This window comes from Pseudomonas sp. dw_612 (genome assembly GCF_018449725.1).
Classification (GTDB): domain Bacteria; phylum Pseudomonadota; class Gammaproteobacteria; order Pseudomonadales; family Pseudomonadaceae; genus Aquipseudomonas.
This window is the reverse complement of sequence record NZ_JAAVVC010000008.1, coordinates 217,522-235,112: the sequence shown is the minus strand read 5'-3', so window position 1 is coordinate 235,112 and position 17,591 is coordinate 217,522. Positions and strand designations below refer to the sequence as shown.

General features: G+C 61.8%; 16 protein-coding genes and 1 pseudogene. 7 read left to right on the top strand and 10 right to left on the bottom strand.

The window, feature by feature from the left end; all coding sequences use genetic code 11:
- Positions 1-11 precede the first annotated feature (11 nt).
- The 10 genes from HB680_RS15365 to HB680_RS15320 all read right to left on the bottom strand — a co-directional run bounded on the left by HB680_RS15365 (position 12) and on the right by HB680_RS15320 (position 10,029).
- Positions 12-779, bottom strand: a complete 768-nt coding sequence (locus tag HB680_RS15365; protein ID WP_213939466.1) for an ABC transporter ATP-binding protein — start codon at positions 777-779, stop codon at positions 12-14.
- Positions 780-782: 3 nt separating this feature from the next.
- Entirely contained in the window at positions 783-2,123 is a 1,341-nt protein-coding gene (locus HB680_RS15360; protein ID WP_213939465.1) for an ABC transporter substrate-binding protein, read from the bottom strand.
- Positions 2,124-2,148: 25 nt separating this feature from the next.
- Positions 2,149-3,198: a branched-chain amino acid ABC transporter permease gene (locus HB680_RS15355; protein ID WP_213939464.1), complete on the bottom strand. Its 1,050-nt coding sequence runs from the start codon at positions 3,196-3,198 to the stop codon at positions 2,149-2,151.
- Positions 3,199-3,202: 4 nt separating this feature from the next.
- A complete protein-coding gene (locus HB680_RS15350) occupies positions 3,203-4,084 on the bottom strand; it encodes a branched-chain amino acid ABC transporter permease (protein WP_213939463.1) in 882 nt (293 codons plus the stop codon).
- The gene (locus tag HB680_RS15345) at positions 4,084-4,860 is read right to left on the bottom strand and encodes an ABC transporter ATP-binding protein (RefSeq protein WP_213939462.1); all 777 of its coding nucleotides are present in this window, start codon (positions 4,858-4,860) and stop codon (positions 4,084-4,086) included. Before HB680_RS15345 ends, HB680_RS15350 begins: the two co-directional genes overlap by 1 nt.
- Positions 4,857-5,762: an acyl-CoA synthetase gene (locus HB680_RS15340; RefSeq protein ID WP_213939461.1), complete on the bottom strand. Its 906-nt coding sequence runs from the start codon at positions 5,760-5,762 to the stop codon at positions 4,857-4,859. The genes HB680_RS15345 and HB680_RS15340 overlap by 4 nt, the downstream gene beginning before the upstream one ends.
- Positions 5,763-6,263: 501 nt before the next feature.
- Positions 6,264-7,667 carry an LLM class flavin-dependent oxidoreductase gene (locus HB680_RS15335; RefSeq protein WP_213939460.1) on the bottom strand — a complete coding sequence of 468 codons (1,404 nt, stop codon included), beginning with the start codon at positions 7,665-7,667 and terminating at the stop codon, positions 6,264-6,266.
- Positions 7,667-8,104, bottom strand: a complete 438-nt coding sequence (locus HB680_RS15330; RefSeq protein ID WP_213939459.1) for an acyl-CoA dehydrogenase — start codon at positions 8,102-8,104, stop codon at positions 7,667-7,669. Before HB680_RS15330 ends, HB680_RS15335 begins: the two co-directional genes overlap by 1 nt.
- A 10-nt stretch (positions 8,105-8,114) precedes the next feature.
- The gene (locus tag HB680_RS15325; RefSeq protein WP_213939458.1) at positions 8,115-9,308 is read right to left on the bottom strand and encodes an SfnB family sulfur acquisition oxidoreductase; all 1,194 of its coding nucleotides are present in this window, start codon (positions 9,306-9,308) and stop codon (positions 8,115-8,117) included.
- 157 nt (positions 9,309-9,465) lie between these two features.
- A complete protein-coding gene (locus tag HB680_RS15320) occupies positions 9,466-10,029 on the bottom strand; it encodes a helix-turn-helix domain-containing protein (protein WP_213939457.1) in 564 nt (187 codons plus the stop codon).
- 15 nt (positions 10,030-10,044) lie between these two features.
- On the opposite strand from HB680_RS15320, the pseudogene HB680_RS15315 reads away from it, so the two are divergent.
- The 7 genes and pseudogenes from HB680_RS15315 (at position 10,045) to HB680_RS15285 (ending at position 17,516) form a co-directional block, all read left to right on the top strand.
- Positions 10,045-11,053 (top strand): annotated as a pseudogene (locus tag HB680_RS15315) (DMT family transporter).
- A 381-nt stretch (positions 11,054-11,434) separates the two neighbouring features.
- Positions 11,435-14,371 (top strand): monovalent cation/H+ antiporter subunit A, encoded by a 2,937-nt coding sequence (locus HB680_RS15310; protein ID WP_213939456.1) that lies wholly within the window; start codon positions 11,435-11,437, stop codon positions 14,369-14,371.
- On the top strand, positions 14,371-14,715 hold the full coding sequence (locus HB680_RS15305) for a Na+/H+ antiporter subunit C (RefSeq protein WP_007986256.1): 345 nt from the start codon (positions 14,371-14,373) through the stop codon (positions 14,713-14,715). Before HB680_RS15310 ends, HB680_RS15305 begins: the two co-directional genes overlap by 1 nt.
- Positions 14,712-16,397: a monovalent cation/H+ antiporter subunit D gene (locus HB680_RS15300; RefSeq protein WP_213939455.1), complete on the top strand. Its 1,686-nt coding sequence runs from the start codon at positions 14,712-14,714 to the stop codon at positions 16,395-16,397. Before HB680_RS15305 ends, HB680_RS15300 begins: the two co-directional genes overlap by 4 nt.
- On the top strand, positions 16,394-16,882 hold the full coding sequence (locus tag HB680_RS15295) for a Na+/H+ antiporter subunit E (protein WP_213939454.1): 489 nt from the start codon (positions 16,394-16,396) through the stop codon (positions 16,880-16,882). The genes HB680_RS15300 and HB680_RS15295 overlap by 4 nt, the downstream gene beginning before the upstream one ends.
- The gene (locus HB680_RS15290) at positions 16,879-17,157 is read left to right on the top strand and encodes a K+/H+ antiporter subunit F (protein WP_213939453.1); all 279 of its coding nucleotides are present in this window, start codon (positions 16,879-16,881) and stop codon (positions 17,155-17,157) included. The genes HB680_RS15295 and HB680_RS15290 overlap by 4 nt, the downstream gene beginning before the upstream one ends.
- Positions 17,154-17,516, top strand: coding sequence for a Na+/H+ antiporter subunit G (locus HB680_RS15285; protein ID WP_213939452.1), 363 nt, complete (start codon positions 17,154-17,156; stop codon positions 17,514-17,516). Before HB680_RS15290 ends, HB680_RS15285 begins: the two co-directional genes overlap by 4 nt.
- Positions 17,517-17,591 lie beyond the last annotated feature (75 nt).

Below are 17,591 nucleotides of genomic sequence, written 5' to 3'. Positions count from 1 at the left end.
CGTTCTCACGGTCAATGTTTGCCTAGATAAAAGTCGTGCAAATCGCCTCGGGCCAGCAGTTCTTCGGCTGTTCCGGACAACACCACGCGCCCGGTATCGAGCACATAGGCCTGGGACGCGTACTTGAGCGCCACATTAATGTTTTGCTCGGCAATCAGGAAGCTCACCTGCTCATCGCGATTGAGCTGGGCGACGATCTCGAAAATCTCCTGGACGATAATAGGCGCCAAACCCATGGAAGGTTCGTCGAGCAGTACCAAAGTAGGACGTGTCATCAACGCCCGGCCGATGGCGACCATCTGCTGCTCGCCACCGGAGGTCAGTCCGGCCTGGGTTTTGCGCTTGGTTTTCAGACGGGGGAACCAGGCGTAGATCCGCTCTAGGTCCCGGGCCAGGTCCTGGCGACTCAAGCGCCGGACAAACCCGCCGCTGCGCAGGTTGTCCTCCACCGTCAGTTGCGGGAACACGTGTCGGCCCTCCAGCACATGCACCATGCCCTGGCGCACCCGCACGCTCGGATCGACGCCGGCCGTATCGCGCCCGAGAAACTCGATGCTGCCGCGACTGACCTCCGCCCGTTCGGCCCGCACCAACCCGGAAATCGCCTTGAGCGTGGTGCTTTTGCCCGCGCCGTTGGCCCCGAGCAACGCAACGATGCCGCCCTTGGGCACCGTCAGCGACACCCCGGCCACGGCCAGGATCGCGCCGTCGTAGATCACTTCGATGTCCTTGACCTGCAACAACTGCTGCGCGGCGTTATCCGTGGCGGCGTGGCTCATGGCTTATTCATCCCCGGTGCAGGTGCGTGGCGTCAGGCCTTTTTCCTTGGCAAACGCGGCGGATTTTTCATCGATCAACGGCCGCAACAAGGCGCGATCCGCCGCAATCCAGTCGCTGATCAGCGTCCAGTTCGCACCGTCCCACTGCTGCACCCGCGCCGAACCGCCGCCCTCGTGATCCTTGCAGGACAACTTGAGGTTCTGCATCAGCCCGAAATAGCCCATGTCCTTGAGCCGTGTGTCATCGATGTTCAAGTGCTCCAGGCCCCAACGACCTTCTTCGCCGTTGAGCGGACGTTTGCCAAACTTGCCCTGGGCAGTGCGGATCGCCTCGACCATGACGGCGGCATTCACCAGCCCGGAGTTGTAGTAGACGCTGCCGAAATTCTTCAGGTCCTTGAGGTCGCTCTTACCCTTGTCGAGGATGTATTGCTTGAGGCGTTTGTGGATCTCGAAATCGGTGCCAGCCGGGTATGGCGTCAACGCCAGGTAGCCTTTGGCGGCGGCACCGGCGGGCAACACGTCTTCGCTGGAACTGGCCCAGATGTCACCGACGATATGGTCCACCGGGAAGCCGAAACGCGCAGCAGTCTTGACCGCCACCGGCGTGGACACGCCCCAGGTGCGCAGGAACACCCAATCCGGGTTGAGCTGGCGAATCTGCCGCCATTGCGACGATTGTTCGTTGCCCGGATCGGCCACCGGAATCTGAATGTTTTCAAAGCCGTACTTCTCGGCCAACAGCTTCAACGGGCCGAGGGTTTCGCGACCGTACGCCGAGTCGTGGTAGACCGTGGCGATTTTCTTGCCCTTGAGTTTGTCGAAGCCGCCCTCGCGTTGGGCGATGTAGTTGATCAGGCTCGACGCCTCGCTGTAGAAGGTCAGCATCACCGGAAAGTTGTATGGGAACACCGTGCCGTCGGTGGCTTCGGTGCGGCCGTAGCCGAGGGTGATCAGCGGGATTTTATCGACTTCCGCGCGCTCACTCAGGGCATACGCCGCCGGGGCGCCGTTGGGGGCATAGATCGCCACTGGCGCGCCGTCCAGGCCTTTCTTGAAGCGCTCATAGCACTCGATGCCCTTCTCCGCCGTCCACTCGGTTTCGCATTCCTGCCAGACCAGTTTGACGCCGTTGATCCCGCCTTCCACCTCGTTGATGTAGTTCAGGTAATCGAGCATGCCCGCCCACACCTGTACGCCGCTGGAGGCGTAGGCGCCCACGCGATAGGTCGCCAACGGGAAGAACTGCTGGTCCGGCGAGGCCTGGACCACTGGCACCGCAGTGCCGAAAACCGCCAGCGTCAGAGCGGCGCCAAGCAGGGAACGTTTCAAGGATGCACGCATGTTGTCTCTCTAATAGGTGAGGAATTCAGAAGCGCAGCGGCCAGTGACTCAGCCGTTCACGAAGGTTGCCCAGCAGGCGAATCAGCCCTTCCGGTTCCTTGATCAGGAACAGGATGATCAACACGCCGAAGATGATTTTTTGCAGGTTCTGCAATTGCCCCGCGTCCACCGCGCCGCCGAACAAGGCTTGTCCGGCGTGGCTGAGCAGGATCGGCAGCAGGCTGATAAACGCCGCGCCGACGAAGTTGCCGGCGATGCTGCCCATGCCGCCGATAATGATGATGAACAGGATCTGGAAGGAGCGATTGATATCGAAGCTGCTGGCGCTGGCGGTGCCCAAGTACGCGAAGGCCCACAGCGCCCCGGCGATGCCGAGGTAGAACGAGCTGACGGCGAAGGCCAGGTGTTTGTAGCGCACCACCGGGATGCCGATCACGGCGGCTGCGGTGTCCATGTCACGGATCGCCATCCAGTTGCGGCCGATCTGGCTTTTCACCAGGTTCACCGCGACCCAGGTCAACAACAGCACCGTGGTCAGGGTCAGCAAATAACGCCCGACCGGCGTGTTCAGGTCATGGCCGAACAGCGCCAGTTTCGGCGCGGAAATGGTCCCGGATGAACCGTAGTTGTAGAACCAGGGGAATTTGACGAACAGCCATTCGAGGAAGAATTGCGCGGCCAGCGTGGTGACCATCAGGTAAAAACCCTTGATCCGCGAACTGGGCAGGCCGAAGACAAAACCAACCACGGCGCTGATCAAGCCGCCGCCCAGCAGCGCAACCGGCAAGCCCAGCTCAGGCAATCGCAGCAAAAATCCATAGGTGGCAAATGCGCCGACTGCCATGAATCCGGCCGCACCGACCGAGGTCTGGCCGGTGTAACCGGTCAACAGATTGAGGCCGAGCCCGGCCAGGGACAGCACGAGGAACGGGATCAGAATCGCGTTCAGCCAATAATCGTTGCCGGTCAGCGGCACGATGACGAAGGCGATCAACAACAGACCGAGCAGGCCAAACGGCACACGACGCTGGACCAACACCGACGGCGCGGTTTCGCGGGTAAGGGAAGTCGACATGGGTTCAGACTCGCTCGATGGCGCGCTCGCCGAACAGGCCGGCGGGACGGATGTACAGGAAGACCAAAGCCAGGACGTAAGCGAACCACGGGGTGATGCCGCCGCCGATCAGCGGGCCGATGTAGACCTCGGCGAGGTTCTCCGCCGCGCCGACAATCAGCCCGCCGACAATCGCCCCGCCAATCGAGGTGAAGCCGCCGATGATCAGCACCGGCAAGGCTTTGAGCACCACCAGCGACAGGGAAAACTGCACCCCTTGGCGCGCGCCCCAGAGCAACCCGGCGACCAGGCCGACAATGCCGGCCACCGCCCATACGATCTGCCAGATGCGGTTGAGGTTGATACCGATCGACAGAGCGGCCGTGGTGTCATCCGCCACCGCGCGCAGGGACACGCCGATCCGGGTTTTGTTGAACAGCAGCGCCAGCACCGTCACCAGCACGATGGCCGCAGCGGCGGCGATCAGGTCGAACTGACTGACCATCATCCCGCCGATGAAAATTGGTATGTCGTCAATGCCCAGGTCCAGCGCCCGCACTTGCGAACCCATCAGCCCTTGGGCCAGGCCTTCAATGATGAACGACAGCCCCAGCGTCGCCATAAACAAGGTGATCTGCGAACGATTGACCAAGGGCCGCAGCACCAGGCGTTCGATCAGCAGCGCGCCGATGATCATCACTACAACCGTCAGCAACAACGCCAAGGCAAACGGCACGCCCTGGTCGTGCAGGCTGACGAAGGTCAGCGCGGCGAACAACAGCATCGAGCCCTGGGCAAAATTGAACACGCCGCTGGCCTTGTAGATCAGCACGAAGCCGATCGCGACCAGGGAATACATGGTCCCGGCGAGCAAGCCGCCAAGCAGGGTTTCGAAGAAGAACGTCATCAGTGCACCACTCCCAGATACGCCGCGATCACCTCGGGATCGGCCTGCACTTCGGCGGGCGTGCCGTCGCCGACCTTGCGCCCGTAATCCAGCACCACCACATGGTCGGACAGACCCATGACCACGCTCATGTCGTGTTCGATCAGCACCACGGTGGTGCCGAGGTCGCGGTTGATGTCGGCGATAAAGCGCGCCATATCCTGTTTCTCTTCGGCGTTCATCCCGGCCATCGGCTCGTCGAGCAGCAACAGGCGCGGGCCGGCGATCAAGGCGCGGCCCAGCTCCACGCGTTTTTGCAGGCCGTAGGACAAATTGCCCACCGGCACGTCGCGGTGGGCTTGCAGTTCGAGGAATTCGAGAATGCCTTGGGCCTGTTGGCGAAAGTCTGCGGCTTCACGCCGGGCGCGCGGCAGGTTGAGGGCTTGTTCGATGAAACTGCTGCGCAGGTGCCGGGACAGGCCGGTGAGGATGTTGTCGATCACGCTCATTTTCTTGAACAGCGCGTTGTTCTGGAACGTGCGACCAATGCCCCGACGTGCGGCGTTCAGCGGGTCGATGCGTTTGAATGGCTGCTGCTCGAACACGATCGAGCCGGCATCGAAGCGGTACACGCCGTTCAGCACGTTGAGCAGCGAACTTTTGCCCGCGCCGTTGGGGCCGATCAGCGCGCAGATTTCGCCCCGGCGTACGTCGAAGGACAAGTCGTTGATCGCCTTCACGCCTTTGAACGACAGGGAAATGCCGCTGACTTGCAGGATGGAATCGGTCGAGCTCATGCGATGTCCCGTTTGAATTCGGCGAGCCAGGTTGGCGCGGGTTGAGCACCGGGCGTGCGGGTGGCTTGCCAGATGAAATGCAGGTTGTGGAAGCCCAGCAGTCGGCGAACCCGGTTTTTGATCAGACGTTGCAGGGGTTTTTCCGGGTGGGCGATGGCCCAGTCGCACAGGCGTCGGCGCCAGGTGTTTTGCGGGGCGAGACGGCTTTCGATTTCGTCGGCCAGGCGTTGCAGGCGTTCGGCGGACAGCAGCAGCCCGGACGGCGCGACTTCCCGGCGATCACGGCTGGCGCTGCCGGGACTTTCCGGGAAGGCCAGGGCTTGGCCGCTGACCAGCCATTGATCCAGCAGAACGCTGAGGCCGTCCTGCCATTGCGTGCCCTCTTCGCTCCAGAGTTGCGCGCCGCAGAGGCCGAGGCGCTGGCGTTGCGGCGGTTCTACCGGGCCGAGCAGTTCGGTGAAGTCCAGCAGGGTTTGGCCGTGGTTGAGCCACATCTGCCGGGTTTGCCGGCCCTGGATAAAGGCGTGAGTCGGACGGCTGCGCCACAGCGCTTTGTGCAGGGTCTCGGCGTCGAGGGTGTCGGGCACGGTCAGCACTTCGCCGCCGACGTGCTTCGCCGCCAGCGCCAGCAGCAATAGGTTGGGTTCGAAAGCACCGCTCAGGGCCAGCCGCGAATCTTCGGTAAAGCCCTGCTGGCGCAAGCCATCGGCCAGGCGCTCAACATCGCGCAAGGCATCGATCCAGCGCCAGACACACCACTGGCCGTGGCGCTTGTGCCGCAGCGCCGTGTGCAACGGACTGACCTGCCCCCAATGGCGCAATTGTTCCAACGCCTGGGGCGCCTTGACTTGCCATTGCGCAGAATCCGCGCTGGGCGGACGCTTGAGTTCATGCACGCTCATGGATTGACCTCTCTGTCATGGGCAAAAGCGTGCGGTGGTCCGCTGGGCTGAAGAATTAACGCCATCCCCTGTGGGAGCGAGCTTGCTCGCGATGGCGGTTTAACCGGCGACATCGATGTTGGATGTGGCGATCTCATCGCGAGCAAGCTCGCTCCCACAGGGGATCTTTGTCGGGCCGGGCATTTGTGTACAACCACAATCCAATTGTGGGAGCGGGCTTGCTCGCGAAAGCGGACTGCCTGGCGACACTGATATTGGATGTGCCGGCCTCTTCGCGGGCAAGCCCGCTCCCACAGGGGTTCTATGTCGGGCCGAGTATTTGCGTACAACCCGGTCACCTTGTGGGAGCGGGCTTGCTCGCGAAAGCGGTCTATCAGCCGACATCAATGTTGAATGTGCAGGCCTCTTCGCGGGCAAGCCTCGCTCCTACGAGATTTATGTCGGTCGCATTTTTTGTGAACAACGCAAATCCGTAGGAGCGAGGCTTGCTCGCGAAGGCGTCTACGCCGACACCACTTTCTTCTCCTGCTGCCGCAACCCGGCCAAATCCCGATAGCCCGCCCCCGGATGGATGTCGGGCAAGCGCGGCCCTTCGCCAAACAACTTCTCGCGCAATGTCCCCGGCGCATATTCGGTCTTGTACACGCCGCGCTTCTGCAACTCCGGCACGAGCAATTCCACGGCGTCGATAAAGGTTTCGTGGGTCAACGCATAGGCCAGGTTGAAGCCATCCACATCGGTTTCTTCAACCCATTCCTGCAACAGATCGGCGACGGTTTCCGGGCTGCCGACGAACAACGGACCAAACCCGCCAATCCCCACCCAATCGGCCAATTCATTCGGGGTCCAGACTTTGTTCGGGTCCGCCGTGGAGAACGCTTCGACCGCCGATTGAATCGCATTGGTGTGCACGTGCTTGAGCGGTTCTTCCGGTTTGAACTGGCTGAAATCAATCCCGGTCCAGCCCGAAATCAGCGCCATCGCGCCTTCATAGCTGACCCAGGTTTTGTACTCCTCGAACTTGGCTTTGGCCTTGGCATCGGTCTCGCCGAGGATCACCGTTTGCAGGTTGAAGATCAGGATCTTCTTCGGATCGCGCCCCGCTTCAGCCGCACGACGGCGGATATCCGCAACGGTTTTCTTCAGCAGCACTTTCGACGGCGCCGCGACGAACACACACTCCGCATGCTCAGCCGCGAACTGCTTGCCGCGACTCGACGCACCGGCCTGATACAACACAGGCGTGCGTTGCGGCGAAGGCTCGCAGAGGTGAATACCCGGCACCTGGAAGTGTTTACCAACGTGCTGGATCTCATGGATTTTGCTCGGGTCACTGAAGATCCGCCGCTCACGATCGCGCAGGATCGCGCCCTCCTCCCAACTGCCTTCCCAGAGTTTGTAACAAACCTCCAGGTACTCTTCGGCGAAGTCATAACGGGCGTCGTGTTCGGTCTGGTTTTTCTGGCCGAGGTTCTTTGCGCCGCTCTCCAGATAGGAGGTAACGATGTTCCAGCCGGCACGGCCCTTGGTCAGGTGATCGAGGGTCGAAAGGCGTCGGGCGAACGGATACGGGTGTTCGAAGGACAGCGACGCGGTCAGGCCGAAACCCAGGTGCTCGGTGACCAGCGCCATCGGCGGGATCAGTTGCAGCGGATCATTGACCGGCACCTGCGCCGCCTGACGGATCGCCGCGTCACCGTTGCCGTTGTAGACGTCGTAAATGCCCAGCACGTCGGCAATGAACAAGCCGTCAAACTTGCCGCGCTCGAGGATTTTCGCCAGGTCGGTCCAGTATTCGAGGTCCTTGTATTGCCAGGAACGATCACGGGGATGCGCCCACAAACCCGGTGACTGATGGCCGACGCAGTTCATGTCAAACGCGTTAAGACGAATTTCACGGGCCATCAAACGGCGCTCCTGAAGCTTGGGGGATGGATGCCGTTGAGGCGGAAGTTGCCGATGAGGTGGAGTTTCCAGCGCAGCGGATCGTGCAGTGAACCGTGCAACGGGGTGCGTTGGCCGGTGAGTTCAAATTCGGCGTTGCTGACAGCGTTCAAGGCATCGGCGCTGGCCAGGTGCGATTCAGCGATGGCGACGCTGATTTCAGTGTCATCTTCATGGCTATCGAGGAAGGCTTCGGCACGTTCCAGCAGCGCGGCGGCGACTTCGATGCGAATGTGCAAATCACCGAAACGGCTGATGACGTAAGGATCCTGCGCGGTTTGCCCTTGTTGGCGGACAAACCGCAGGGTCGCCTCCAGCAGGTTGCGGGCGTTGTGCACGTCGTGCTGACTTTTGGCCAGGGGTTGCCCGGCACTAATCGGTTGAGTCAAGGCATTCATGGTGGGCTCCTCAGTTCCAGGCGTGGCGCGCGGGTTTCACGCCGTTGAGCAGGTAGTTGCCGATCAGGTGGAATTTCCAGCGCGCCGGATCATGCAGTGTGTGAGTCCGGGCGTTGCGCCAGTGGCGGTCGAGGTTGTATTTGCCGAGCACCGAGCGGGTGCCGGCCAGTTCGAAGAGTTTGCTGCTGGCGAGCAACGCGATCTCGGCGGACAGCACTTTGGCCTGGGCCACCACCACGGAGGCATGGGCGACGGTGTCTTCGTTGGGGTTGAGCAACGCGGCGTCGATGGCCAGCCCGGCCTTCTTCAGGATCGCTTCGGTGCCGTGGACGCGCCATTCAAGGTCGCCAATCGCGGCGATGCTGAACGGGTCCTGCCAGCCGTGATCGTTTCCGCTGTCGATCCACGGGCGGGATTCGCGGGCGTAGCGCTTGGTTTCTTCCAGCGCGCCGACGGCGATGCCGGTGTCCACGGCGGCCTGGATGATTTGCGAAATCGGGCCGTCGGCGGTGGGTTCGTCGAAGGCTTTATGGGCCGGGATGACCGCGTTCAACGGTACTTTCACCGCATTCAGCGTCACGCCACCGCTGGCCGTGGTGCGCTGGCCGAAACCGTCCCAACTGTCGATCACGGTCAAACCGGGATTGTCGCGTTCGATGAAAGCAATAAACGCCTGATTCTGCTCGTTGACCGCCACCGCGGGCACGATGTGCGCGAACAACGCGCCGGTGCAGTAGAACTTCTCGCCGTCGATTTGCGCGCTGTCTTGATCGAAACGGATGCGGGTTTCAAAGGCACCGGCATTTTTGCTTTTGAATTCGGAAAAGGCATTGCCAAAGCGGTGGCCCTGCAGGACTTTGCCGAAGTAATAGCGCTTCTGCTCCTCGGTGGCGGTTTGCAACAGGATGTCGAGCACGCCGAGGTGGTTTTGCGGGATCTGGCCGAGGGATGAATCGGCGGCGGAAATGATCTTGATCACTTCAGCCACGGTCACGTAGGACACCCCGGCGCCGCCGTAGTCCTTGGGCACGGTGATGCCCCACAGACCGCTGGCGGAGAACTCGTCGAGTTCGGCCACTGGCAGGCGTCGGTCGCGATCCCGAACGCTGGCCTCGACGGCGAAGCGTGCGGCGAGCTTGTGCGCGACCGCGATGGCTTCGGCGTCCGAGCGGATCAGGTGGGCAGTGGGAGGTGAAGTTGTCATGAGCCGACTCCGTGGTTCCGGGTGAATACCCTGGAGCTTTTGCAGGAGTCGTGCCTGAATATAAATTCGTTCTATTTCAATAGCTTGTCGAATTATCCGAGAAATACTTGCAGCTTAAAAACAGCAAAGTGTTCATCCACTGTTGGCCTGTAAACAGTCAGATCACCACATTGCGCACAAACCGCGCCGCCACGTCGCCTTCATTGCGATAGGAATGCGGCTGGTTGCTGGCAAACATGAAAAACTCACCGGCGGCGATTCTCTGCGGGGTGTCGCCGAGCATCAGGGTCAGGCAGCCTTCGAACACGTAGATCTGTTCGCTCCAGCCGTCGGCATCCGGTTGTGACGGGTAGATTTCCCCCGGTTGCAGGCACCATTCCCACTGTTCCACTTCACGGATAGCGGTGGCTTTGGAGAGCAACACCGCTTTGCTGCCCGGGATTTTGCCGGCCCAGGCCACTTCGTTGATGCGACTCGTGTCGCGGGCATCCGGCGCCTGAATCAGGTCGCTGAACGCCACGTCCAGCGCTTCGGCCACGCGGTCGAGGGTGGTCAGGCTGACGTTTTTCTCGCCAGCCTCGATGGCCACCAGCATTCGGCGACTGACCCCGGATTTTTCCGCGAGCGCGGTCTGGCTCATATCGGCGGCGTGGCGCAAGCGTCGAACGTTCTGGCTGACGTGCTGGAGGACCGAAGCCCGCGGCGGAGAATCTTTGTGCACTATATTGCTCACTCGATGGGGTTGGGCAGTATACTGCGCAACATTCGGGCGCATTGTGCGTCCGCCCCAAGTAGCGCGCAAGGTCATGATGTCAGCGAACTCCCCTCAGGCTTCTTCCCGTTTCTCGCGGTTCAGCAAGGCCGAGTGCGTGCTGGGCCTGATCACAATGGTCTGGGGCGGGACGTTTTTGCTGGTGCAACATGCAATGACCGTCAGCGGGCCGATGTTTTTCGTGGGCCTGCGCTTTGCCGCCGCGGCGTGCATTGTCTCGTTGTTCTCCTGGCGCAGCCTGCGGGCAGTGACGCTGCTGGAACTCAAGGCCGGCTTCTTCATTGGTGTGGCGATCATGCTCGGTTATGGCTTGCAGACCGTGGGCTTGCAGACGATTCCCAGTAGCCAGTCGGCGTTTATTACCGCGTTGTATGTGCCGTTTGTGCCGTTGCTGCAATGGCTAGTCTTTGGCAAACGGCCGGGGTTGATGCCGAGCATTGGCATCATGCTCGCGTTCACCGGGCTGATGATGTTGTCCGGGCCGTCCGGTGCTTCGTTGAACTTCAGCCCCGGCGAAATCGCCACGTTGATCAGCACCGTGGCGATTGCCGCCGAAATCATTCTGATCAGCACCTATGCCGGTCAGGTCGATGTGCGGCGGGTGACGGTGGTGCAATTGGCGGTCACGTCGATGCTGGCGTTTCTGATGGTGGTGCCGACCCAGGAAGCGATTCCGCACTTCTCATGGCTGCTGTTGGGCAGCGCATTGGGTTTGGGTGCAGCGAGTGCGGCGATTCAGGTGGCGATGAACTGGGCGCAGAAAAGCGTTTCGCCGACCCGGGCGACATTGATCTATGCCGGTGAGCCGGTGTGGGCCGGGATTGTCGGGCGGATTGCCGGGGAGCGCTTGCCGGCGATTGCGTTGCTGGGGGCGGGGTTGATTGTGGCGGCGGTGATTGTCAGTGAGTTGAAGACCAAGGGTAAACAGCGGGAGCAGGTTGAGAGCGTCTCGGAGACTGAGGCTGTCGATTAGTTTGATGTGACTGATACACCGCTTTCGCGAGCAGGCTCGCTCCCACAGAGTTCGGCATGTAAACCGCAGACCCCTTGTGGGAGCGGGCTTGCTCGCGAAAGCGGTCTATCTGGTGACATTGACATTGGATGTGCCGGCCCCTTCGCGAGCAAGCCCGCTCCCACAGGGGATTGTCAGTGAATGCAGGATCTGTGTCCGCCGTTGATCCCTGAGGGAGCGAGCCTGCTCGCGAAGGGGTCGGACCTGCTGCAATCATTCCCGTCAGAACGAGCAAAACCGGCCTATCCCGCCTACCTTGAAGGATCCTGCCACAGGTTGCCGTTTGGTGATCCTGATTCCGGCACGTATGATGCATCACAAACTTCCGCAGATTAGAAGCCTATGTCCCTGATAGTTCTACTGCTTCTGCCTTTTATCGGCAGCTGTGTCGCGGCTTTGCTGCCACATAACGCGCGTAACACCGAATCGCTGTTGGCTGGCCTGGTGGCCTTGATTGGCACCATCCAGGTCGCCCTCCTGTACCCGCAAATCGCCCATGGCGGCGTGATACGCGAAGAGTTTTTCTGGCTACCGAGCCTCGGCTTGAATTTCGTCCTGCGCATGGACGGGTTTGCCTGGTTGTTCTCGCTGTTGGTGCTGGGTATCGGCACGCTGGTGTCGCTGTACGCCCGCTACTACATGTCGCCGGACGATCCGGTGCCACGATTCTTCGCGTTTTTCCTGGCATTCATGGGCGCCATGCTCGGGCTGGTGATTTCCGGCAACCTGATCCAGATCGTGTTTTTCTGGGAGCTGACCAGCCTCTTCTCGTTCCTGTTGATCGGCTACTGGCACCACCGCGCCGATGCGCGACGCGGCGCCTATATGGCGCTGATGGTCACCGGGGCCGGGGGTTTGTGCTTGCTCGCGGGGGTCATGCTGCTCGGCCATGTGGTCGGCAGCTATGACCTGGACAAGGTCCTGGCCGCCGGCGATCTGATTCGCGCACATGCCCTCTACCCTATTCTGCTGCCCCTGATCCTGATCGGCGCCTTGAGCAAAAGCGCGCAATTCCCCTTCCACTTCTGGCTGCCCCACGCAATGGCGGCACCAACCCCGGTTTCGGCTTATCTGCACTCGGCGACGATGGTCAAGGCCGGGGTGTTCCTGCTCGCACGGCTGTGGCCGTCGCTGTCCGGCAGTGAAGAATGGTTCTACATCGTCAGCGGGGCCGGGGCCTGCACCCTGCTGCTCGGCGCGTATTGCGCGATGTTCCAGAACGACCTCAAGGGTTTGCTAGCCTACTCGACCATCAGCCATCTTGGCCTGATCACCCTGCTGCTGGGCCTGAACAGTCCGCTGGCCGCCGTGGCCGCGGTGTTCCACATTCTCAACCACGCCACGTTCAAGGCCTCGCTGTTCATGGCCGCCGGGATCATCGACCACGAAAGTGGCACCCGGGACATTCGCAAGCTCAGCGGCCTGATCAAGCTGATCCCGTTCACTGCCACCCTGGCCATGGTCGCCAGTGCCTCGATGGCCGGTGTGCCGTTGCTCAACGGCTTCCTCTCCAAAGAGATGTTTTTCGCCGAAACCGTGTTCATCAACGCCACGGCCTGGGTCGAGATGGCCTTGCCGATTGTCGCGACCATCGCCGGTACGTTCAGCGTCGCCTACTCCCTGCGCTTTACCGTTGACGTGTTCTTCGGCCCGCCCGCCACCGACCTGCCGCACACCCCGCACGAGCCGCCACGCTGGATGCGCGCGCCGGTCGAGTTGCTGGTGTTCACCTGCCTGATCGTCGGGATCTTCCCGGCGCAGGTGGTCGGCCCGTTGCTCGCGGCGGCGGCATTGCCCGTGGTCGGCGGCACGCTGCCGGAATACAGTCTGGCGATCTGGCACGGTTGGAACGCGCCGATGATCATGAGCCTGATCGCCATGTCCGGCGGCATCGTGCTCTACCTGCTACTGCGCAATCAGCTCAAGCGCGGGCGCTTCAAATTCCCGCCGCTGGTTGGCCGCTTCAATGGCAAGCGCCTGTTCGAGCGCAGTCTGGTGGTGATGATGCGTCTGGCCCGTCGCCTGGAACGGCGGATCAGCACCAAACGCCTGCAAACCCAATTGTTCCTGATGGTGCTCGCCGCCGTGCTGGCCGGGTTGATCCCGATGCTCCACAGCAGCCTGAGTTGGGGCGACCGGCCGAAAATCCCGGGTTCGATTGTGTTCGTAATCCTGTGGCTGCTGGCGATTGCCTGCGCCCTCGGCGCGGCGTGGCAGGCCAAGTACCACCGTCTCGCCGCCCTGACCATGGTCAGCGTGTGCGGGTTGATGACCTGCGTGACCTTCGTCTGGTTCTCGGCGCCGGATCTGGCGCTCACGCAACTGGTGGTCGAAGTGGTGACCACCGTGCTGATCCTGTTGGGCCTGCGCTGGCTGCCACGCCGCATCGAAGAGGTGTCGCCGCTGCCAAGCACCCTGCGCAAGGCGCGCATCCGTCGTATCCGTGACTTGCTGCTGTCGACCCTGGTCGGTGGCGGCATGGCATTGCTGGCCTACGCGATGTTGACCCGCCAGACGCCGAACGATATTTCCTCGTTCTACCTCAGCCGCGCCCTGCCCGAGGGCGGTGGCAGCAACGTGGTCAACGTGATGCTGGTGGACTTCCGTGGCTTCGACACCCTCGGTGAAATCACCGTGCTGATCGCCGTGGCGCTGACCGTGTTCGCCCTGCTACGCCGTTTCCGCCCACCGAAAGAAAGCCTGCAACTGCCGGCCCAGCAGCGGTTGCTCGCGCCCGACGTGGTCACCGACCTGGTCAACCCACGCCACGCCAGCGATACCGCCCTCGGTTTCATGATGGTGCCGGCGGTGCTGGTGCGCCTGTTGCTGCCGATTGCCATGGTGGTGTCGTTCTATCTGTTCATGCGCGGCCACAACCAACCGGGCGGCGGTTTTGTCGCCGGGCTGGTGATGTCCGTCGCCTTTATCCTGCAATACATGGTCGCCGGCACCCAATGGGTCGAGGCGCAAATGAGCCTGCGCCCTCTGCGCTGGATGGGCACCGGGTTGTTGTTCGCCACGGCTACGGGGCTGGGGGCGATGGCGGTCGGCTATCCGTTCCTGACCACCCACACCTGGCATTTCGAACTGCCGGTGCTGGGCGACATTCATATCGCCAGCGCGCTGTTCTTCGACATTGGCGTGTACGCCGTGGTGGTCGGTTCGACGCTGTTGATCCTCACCGCCCTTGCCCACCAATCGGTACGGGGTCACAAAACCGCAGCGCAGCCTAAATCCGCCGTGCTGCCCCGATCCGTTGCCGCCAAGGGAGCCGTCTGATGGAAGAAGTCATCGCAATCGCCATCGGCGTCCTCGCGGCATCTGGCGTCTGGCTGATCCTGCGACCGCGGACATTCCAGGTGGTCATGGGCCTGTGCCTGCTGTCCTACGGCGTCAACCTGTTCATCTTCAGCATGGGCAGCCTGTTCATCGGCAAGGAGCCGATCATCAAGGACGGCGTGCCGCAGGATTTGCTGCATTACACCGATCCGCTGCCGCAAGCCTTGGTGTTGACCGCGATCGTCATCAGCTTCGCCATGACCGCGCTGTTCCTGGTGGTGTTGCTCGCCTCCCGGGGCCTGACCGGCACCGACCATGTGGATGGCCGGGAGCCTAAAGAATGAATGCGATGACGCACCTGATCGCCGCACCGATTCTGCTGCCGCTGCTGACCGCCGCCATCATGCTGATGCTCGGCGAAAAACATCGTCCGTTGAAAGCCAAGATCAACCTGTTCTCCAGCCTGTTGGGCCTGGGGATTTCGGTGTTGTTGCTGCAATGGACGCAAACCACTGGCGTGCCTGGTTCCATCGGCGTGTACCTGCCGGGCAACTGGCAAGTGCCGTTCGGCCTGGTGCTGGTGGTGGATCGCCTCTCGGCGTTGATGCTGGTCCTGACCGGGATCATCGGCGTCAGCGCCCTACTGTTCGCCATGGCTCGCTGGGACGGTGCCGGCTCAAGCTTCCACGCGCTGTTCCAGATTCAGATGATGGGCCTGTACGGCGCGTTTTTGACGGCAGACCTGTTCAACCTGTTCGTGTTCTTCGAAGTGTTGCTGGCCGCGTCTTATGGCCTGATGTTGCACGGTTCGGGTCGGGCGCGGGTGTCGTCGGGGCTGCATTACATCTCGATCAACCTGCTGGCCTCGTCGCTGTTCCTGATTGGCGCGGCGCTGATTTATGGCGTCACCGGCACGCTGAACATGGCCGACCTGGCGCTGAAAATACCGCTGGTGCCGGAAGCCGATCGCGGCCTGCTGCATGCCGGCGCGGCGATTCTGGCGGTGGCGTTCCTGGCGAAGGCCGGGATGTGGCCGCTGAACTTCTGGCTGGTGCCGGCCTATTCCGCAGCCAGCGCACCGGTGGCGGCAATGTTCGCGATCATGACCAAGGTTGGCGTCTACACCTTGCTGCGATTGTGGACGCTGCTGTTCTCTGGTCAGGCCGGGGCGTCCGCCTACTTTGGCGGAGACTGGCTGATCTACGGCGGCATGGCGACCATCGTCTGCGCCGGGGTGGCGATTCTGGCCGCGCAACGCCTGGAACGCCTGGCCAGCCTGAGCATTCTGGTGTCTGCCGGGATTCTGCTGTCGGCCATCGGTTTCGCCCAACCCAACCTGATTGGCGCGGCGCTGTTCTATCTGGTCAGCTCGACCCTGGCATTGAGTGCGCTGTTCCTGCTGGCCGAGTTGATTGAGCGCTCCCGTTCGGTCAACGAAATGCCGCTGTACGACGACGGCGACCTGCTGCCACGGCCGATGGAATCCCTGCAACCGCCCAAAGGCATCAACCTCGACGACGAACAGAAAGCCGTGGTCGGCCAGGTGATCCCCTGGACCATGGCGTTCCTCGGTTTGAGTTTCATTGCCTGCTCGCTGCTGATCATTGGCATGCCACCACTGTCCGGGTTTATCGGCAAGCTCGGCTTGCTTAGCGCCCTGCTCAACCCAATGGGTATCGGCAATAGCGGTGACGTGCCGGTATCGAACGCGGCGTGGGGCTTGCTGGCATTGCTGGTCCTGTCCGGGCTGGCTTCGCTGATTGCTTTCTCGCGCCTGGGCATCCAGCGTTTCTGGACCCCGGAAGAGCGGCCATCGCCACTGCTGCGCCGCTTCGAATGCGTGCCGATCATCGCGCTGCTGGGGCTGAGCATCGTGTTGACGTTCAAGGCCGAACCGCTGCTGCGCTACACCCAGGCTGCCGCGGATGCCTTGAACAACCCGCAGCAATATGTAATGGCGGTGCTCGGCACCCGCGCGGTTCCGAGCCCTGAAGCCAAGGCTGCGATGGCGGAGGTGCAACCATGAAGCGTCTGTTTCCGGCACCGTGGTTGTCCCTGGCGCTGTGGCTGTTGTGGCTGTTGCTGAACCTGTCCCTGAGCCCCGGCAATCTGCTGCTGGGCGCGGTGCTGGGGCTTTGCGCGCCGCTGATGATGCGCAAATTGCGGCCGCTCCCCATCCGCATTCGACGGCCCGGCGTGATGGTGCGGCTGTTTTTCCTGGTCGGTCGCGATGTGGTGACGTCCAACCTCGCGGTGGCCTGGGGCGTGCTCAACGCTGGTCGGCGTCCACCACGCTCGGCATTTGTCAAAGTGCCGATGGACTTGCGTGACGCCAACGGCCTCGCGGCGCTGTCGATGATCTGCACGGTGGTCCCCGGCACGGTCTGGTCAGAACTGGCGCTGGACCGCAGCATCCTGTTGCTGCACGTGTTCGATCTGGATGACGAAGCGTCGTTTATCGAGCATTTCAAGACGACCTACGAGCGTCCCTTGATGGAGATCTTCGAATGAGCGCCTTGCTGTCGAATGCGATCCTGCTGAGCCTGTTCATCTTTTCCGTGGCGATGATCCTGACGCTAGTGCGCCTGTTCAAGGGGCCATCGGCCCAGGACCGTGTTCTGGCCCTGGATTACCTGTACATCATCGCCATGCTGATGATGCTGACCCTGGGCATTCGTTATGCCAGTGACACCTACTTCGAGGCGGCGCTGCTGATCGCCCTGTTCGGCTTCGTCGGCTCGTTTGCCCTGGCCAAATTCCTGCTGCGTGGCGAGGTGATCGAATGAATGGCGAACTGTCGTTGTGGGTCGAGATTCCGGTGGCGATCCTGTTGGTGCTCAGCAGTCTGTTTGCGCTGATTGGCGCGGTCGGGTTGCTGCGGATGAAGGATTACTTCCAGCGCATGCACCCGCCCGCCCTGGCGTCGACCTTGGGCGCGTGGTGTGTGGCGTTGGCGTCGATCATTTACTTTTCGGCGCTCAAGTCCGCGCCGGTATTGCACGCGTGGCTGATTCCGATTTTGCTGGCGATCACGGTGCCGGTGACCACGTTGCTGCTGGCGCGGGCCGCGTTGTTCCGCAAGCGTATGGCCGGGGATGATGTGCCGGCTGAGGTGAGTAGTCGGCACACCGAAAGCAAAAGTTAGAAGCAAAAGATCGCAGCCTTCGGCAGCTCCTACAGAGTTATGTGTACACCTGTAGGAGCTGTCGAAGGCTGCGAT

Bases quoted from the DNA above. Each gene is read 5' to 3' on its own strand.
- HB680_RS15365 (WP_213939466.1), bottom strand. From the start codon at position 779: ATGAGCCACGCCGCCACGGATAACGCCGCGCAGCAGTTGTTGCAGGTC.
- HB680_RS15360 (WP_213939465.1), bottom strand. From the start codon at position 2,123: ATGCGTGCATCCTTGAAACGTTCCCTGCTTGGCGCCGCTCTGACGCTG.
- HB680_RS15355 (WP_213939464.1), bottom strand. From the start codon at position 3,198: ATGTCGACTTCCCTTACCCGCGAAACCGCGCCGTCGGTGTTGGTCCAG.
- HB680_RS15350 (WP_213939463.1), bottom strand. From the start codon at position 4,084: ATGACGTTCTTCTTCGAAACCCTGCTTGGCGGCTTGCTCGCCGGGACC.
- HB680_RS15345 (WP_213939462.1), bottom strand. From the start codon at position 4,860: ATGAGCTCGACCGATTCCATCCTGCAAGTCAGCGGCATTTCCCTGTCG.
- HB680_RS15340 (WP_213939461.1), bottom strand. From the start codon at position 5,762: ATGAGCGTGCATGAACTCAAGCGTCCGCCCAGCGCGGATTCTGCGCAA.
- HB680_RS15335 (WP_213939460.1), bottom strand. From the start codon at position 7,667: ATGGCCCGTGAAATTCGTCTTAACGCGTTTGACATGAACTGCGTCGGC.
- HB680_RS15330 (WP_213939459.1), bottom strand. From the start codon at position 8,104: ATGAATGCCTTGACTCAACCGATTAGTGCCGGGCAACCCCTGGCCAAA.
- HB680_RS15325 (WP_213939458.1), bottom strand. From the start codon at position 9,308: ATGACAACTTCACCTCCCACTGCCCACCTGATCCGCTCGGACGCCGAA.
- HB680_RS15310 (WP_213939456.1), top strand. From the start codon at position 11,435: ATGTCCCTGATAGTTCTACTGCTTCTGCCTTTTATCGGCAGCTGTGTC.
- HB680_RS15305 (WP_007986256.1), top strand. From the start codon at position 14,371: ATGGAAGAAGTCATCGCAATCGCCATCGGCGTCCTCGCGGCATCTGGC.
- HB680_RS15300 (WP_213939455.1), top strand. From the start codon at position 14,712: ATGAATGCGATGACGCACCTGATCGCCGCACCGATTCTGCTGCCGCTG.
- HB680_RS15295 (WP_213939454.1), top strand. From the start codon at position 16,394: ATGAAGCGTCTGTTTCCGGCACCGTGGTTGTCCCTGGCGCTGTGGCTG.
- HB680_RS15290 (WP_213939453.1), top strand. From the start codon at position 16,879: ATGAGCGCCTTGCTGTCGAATGCGATCCTGCTGAGCCTGTTCATCTTT.
- HB680_RS15285 (WP_213939452.1), top strand. From the start codon at position 17,154: ATGAATGGCGAACTGTCGTTGTGGGTCGAGATTCCGGTGGCGATCCTG.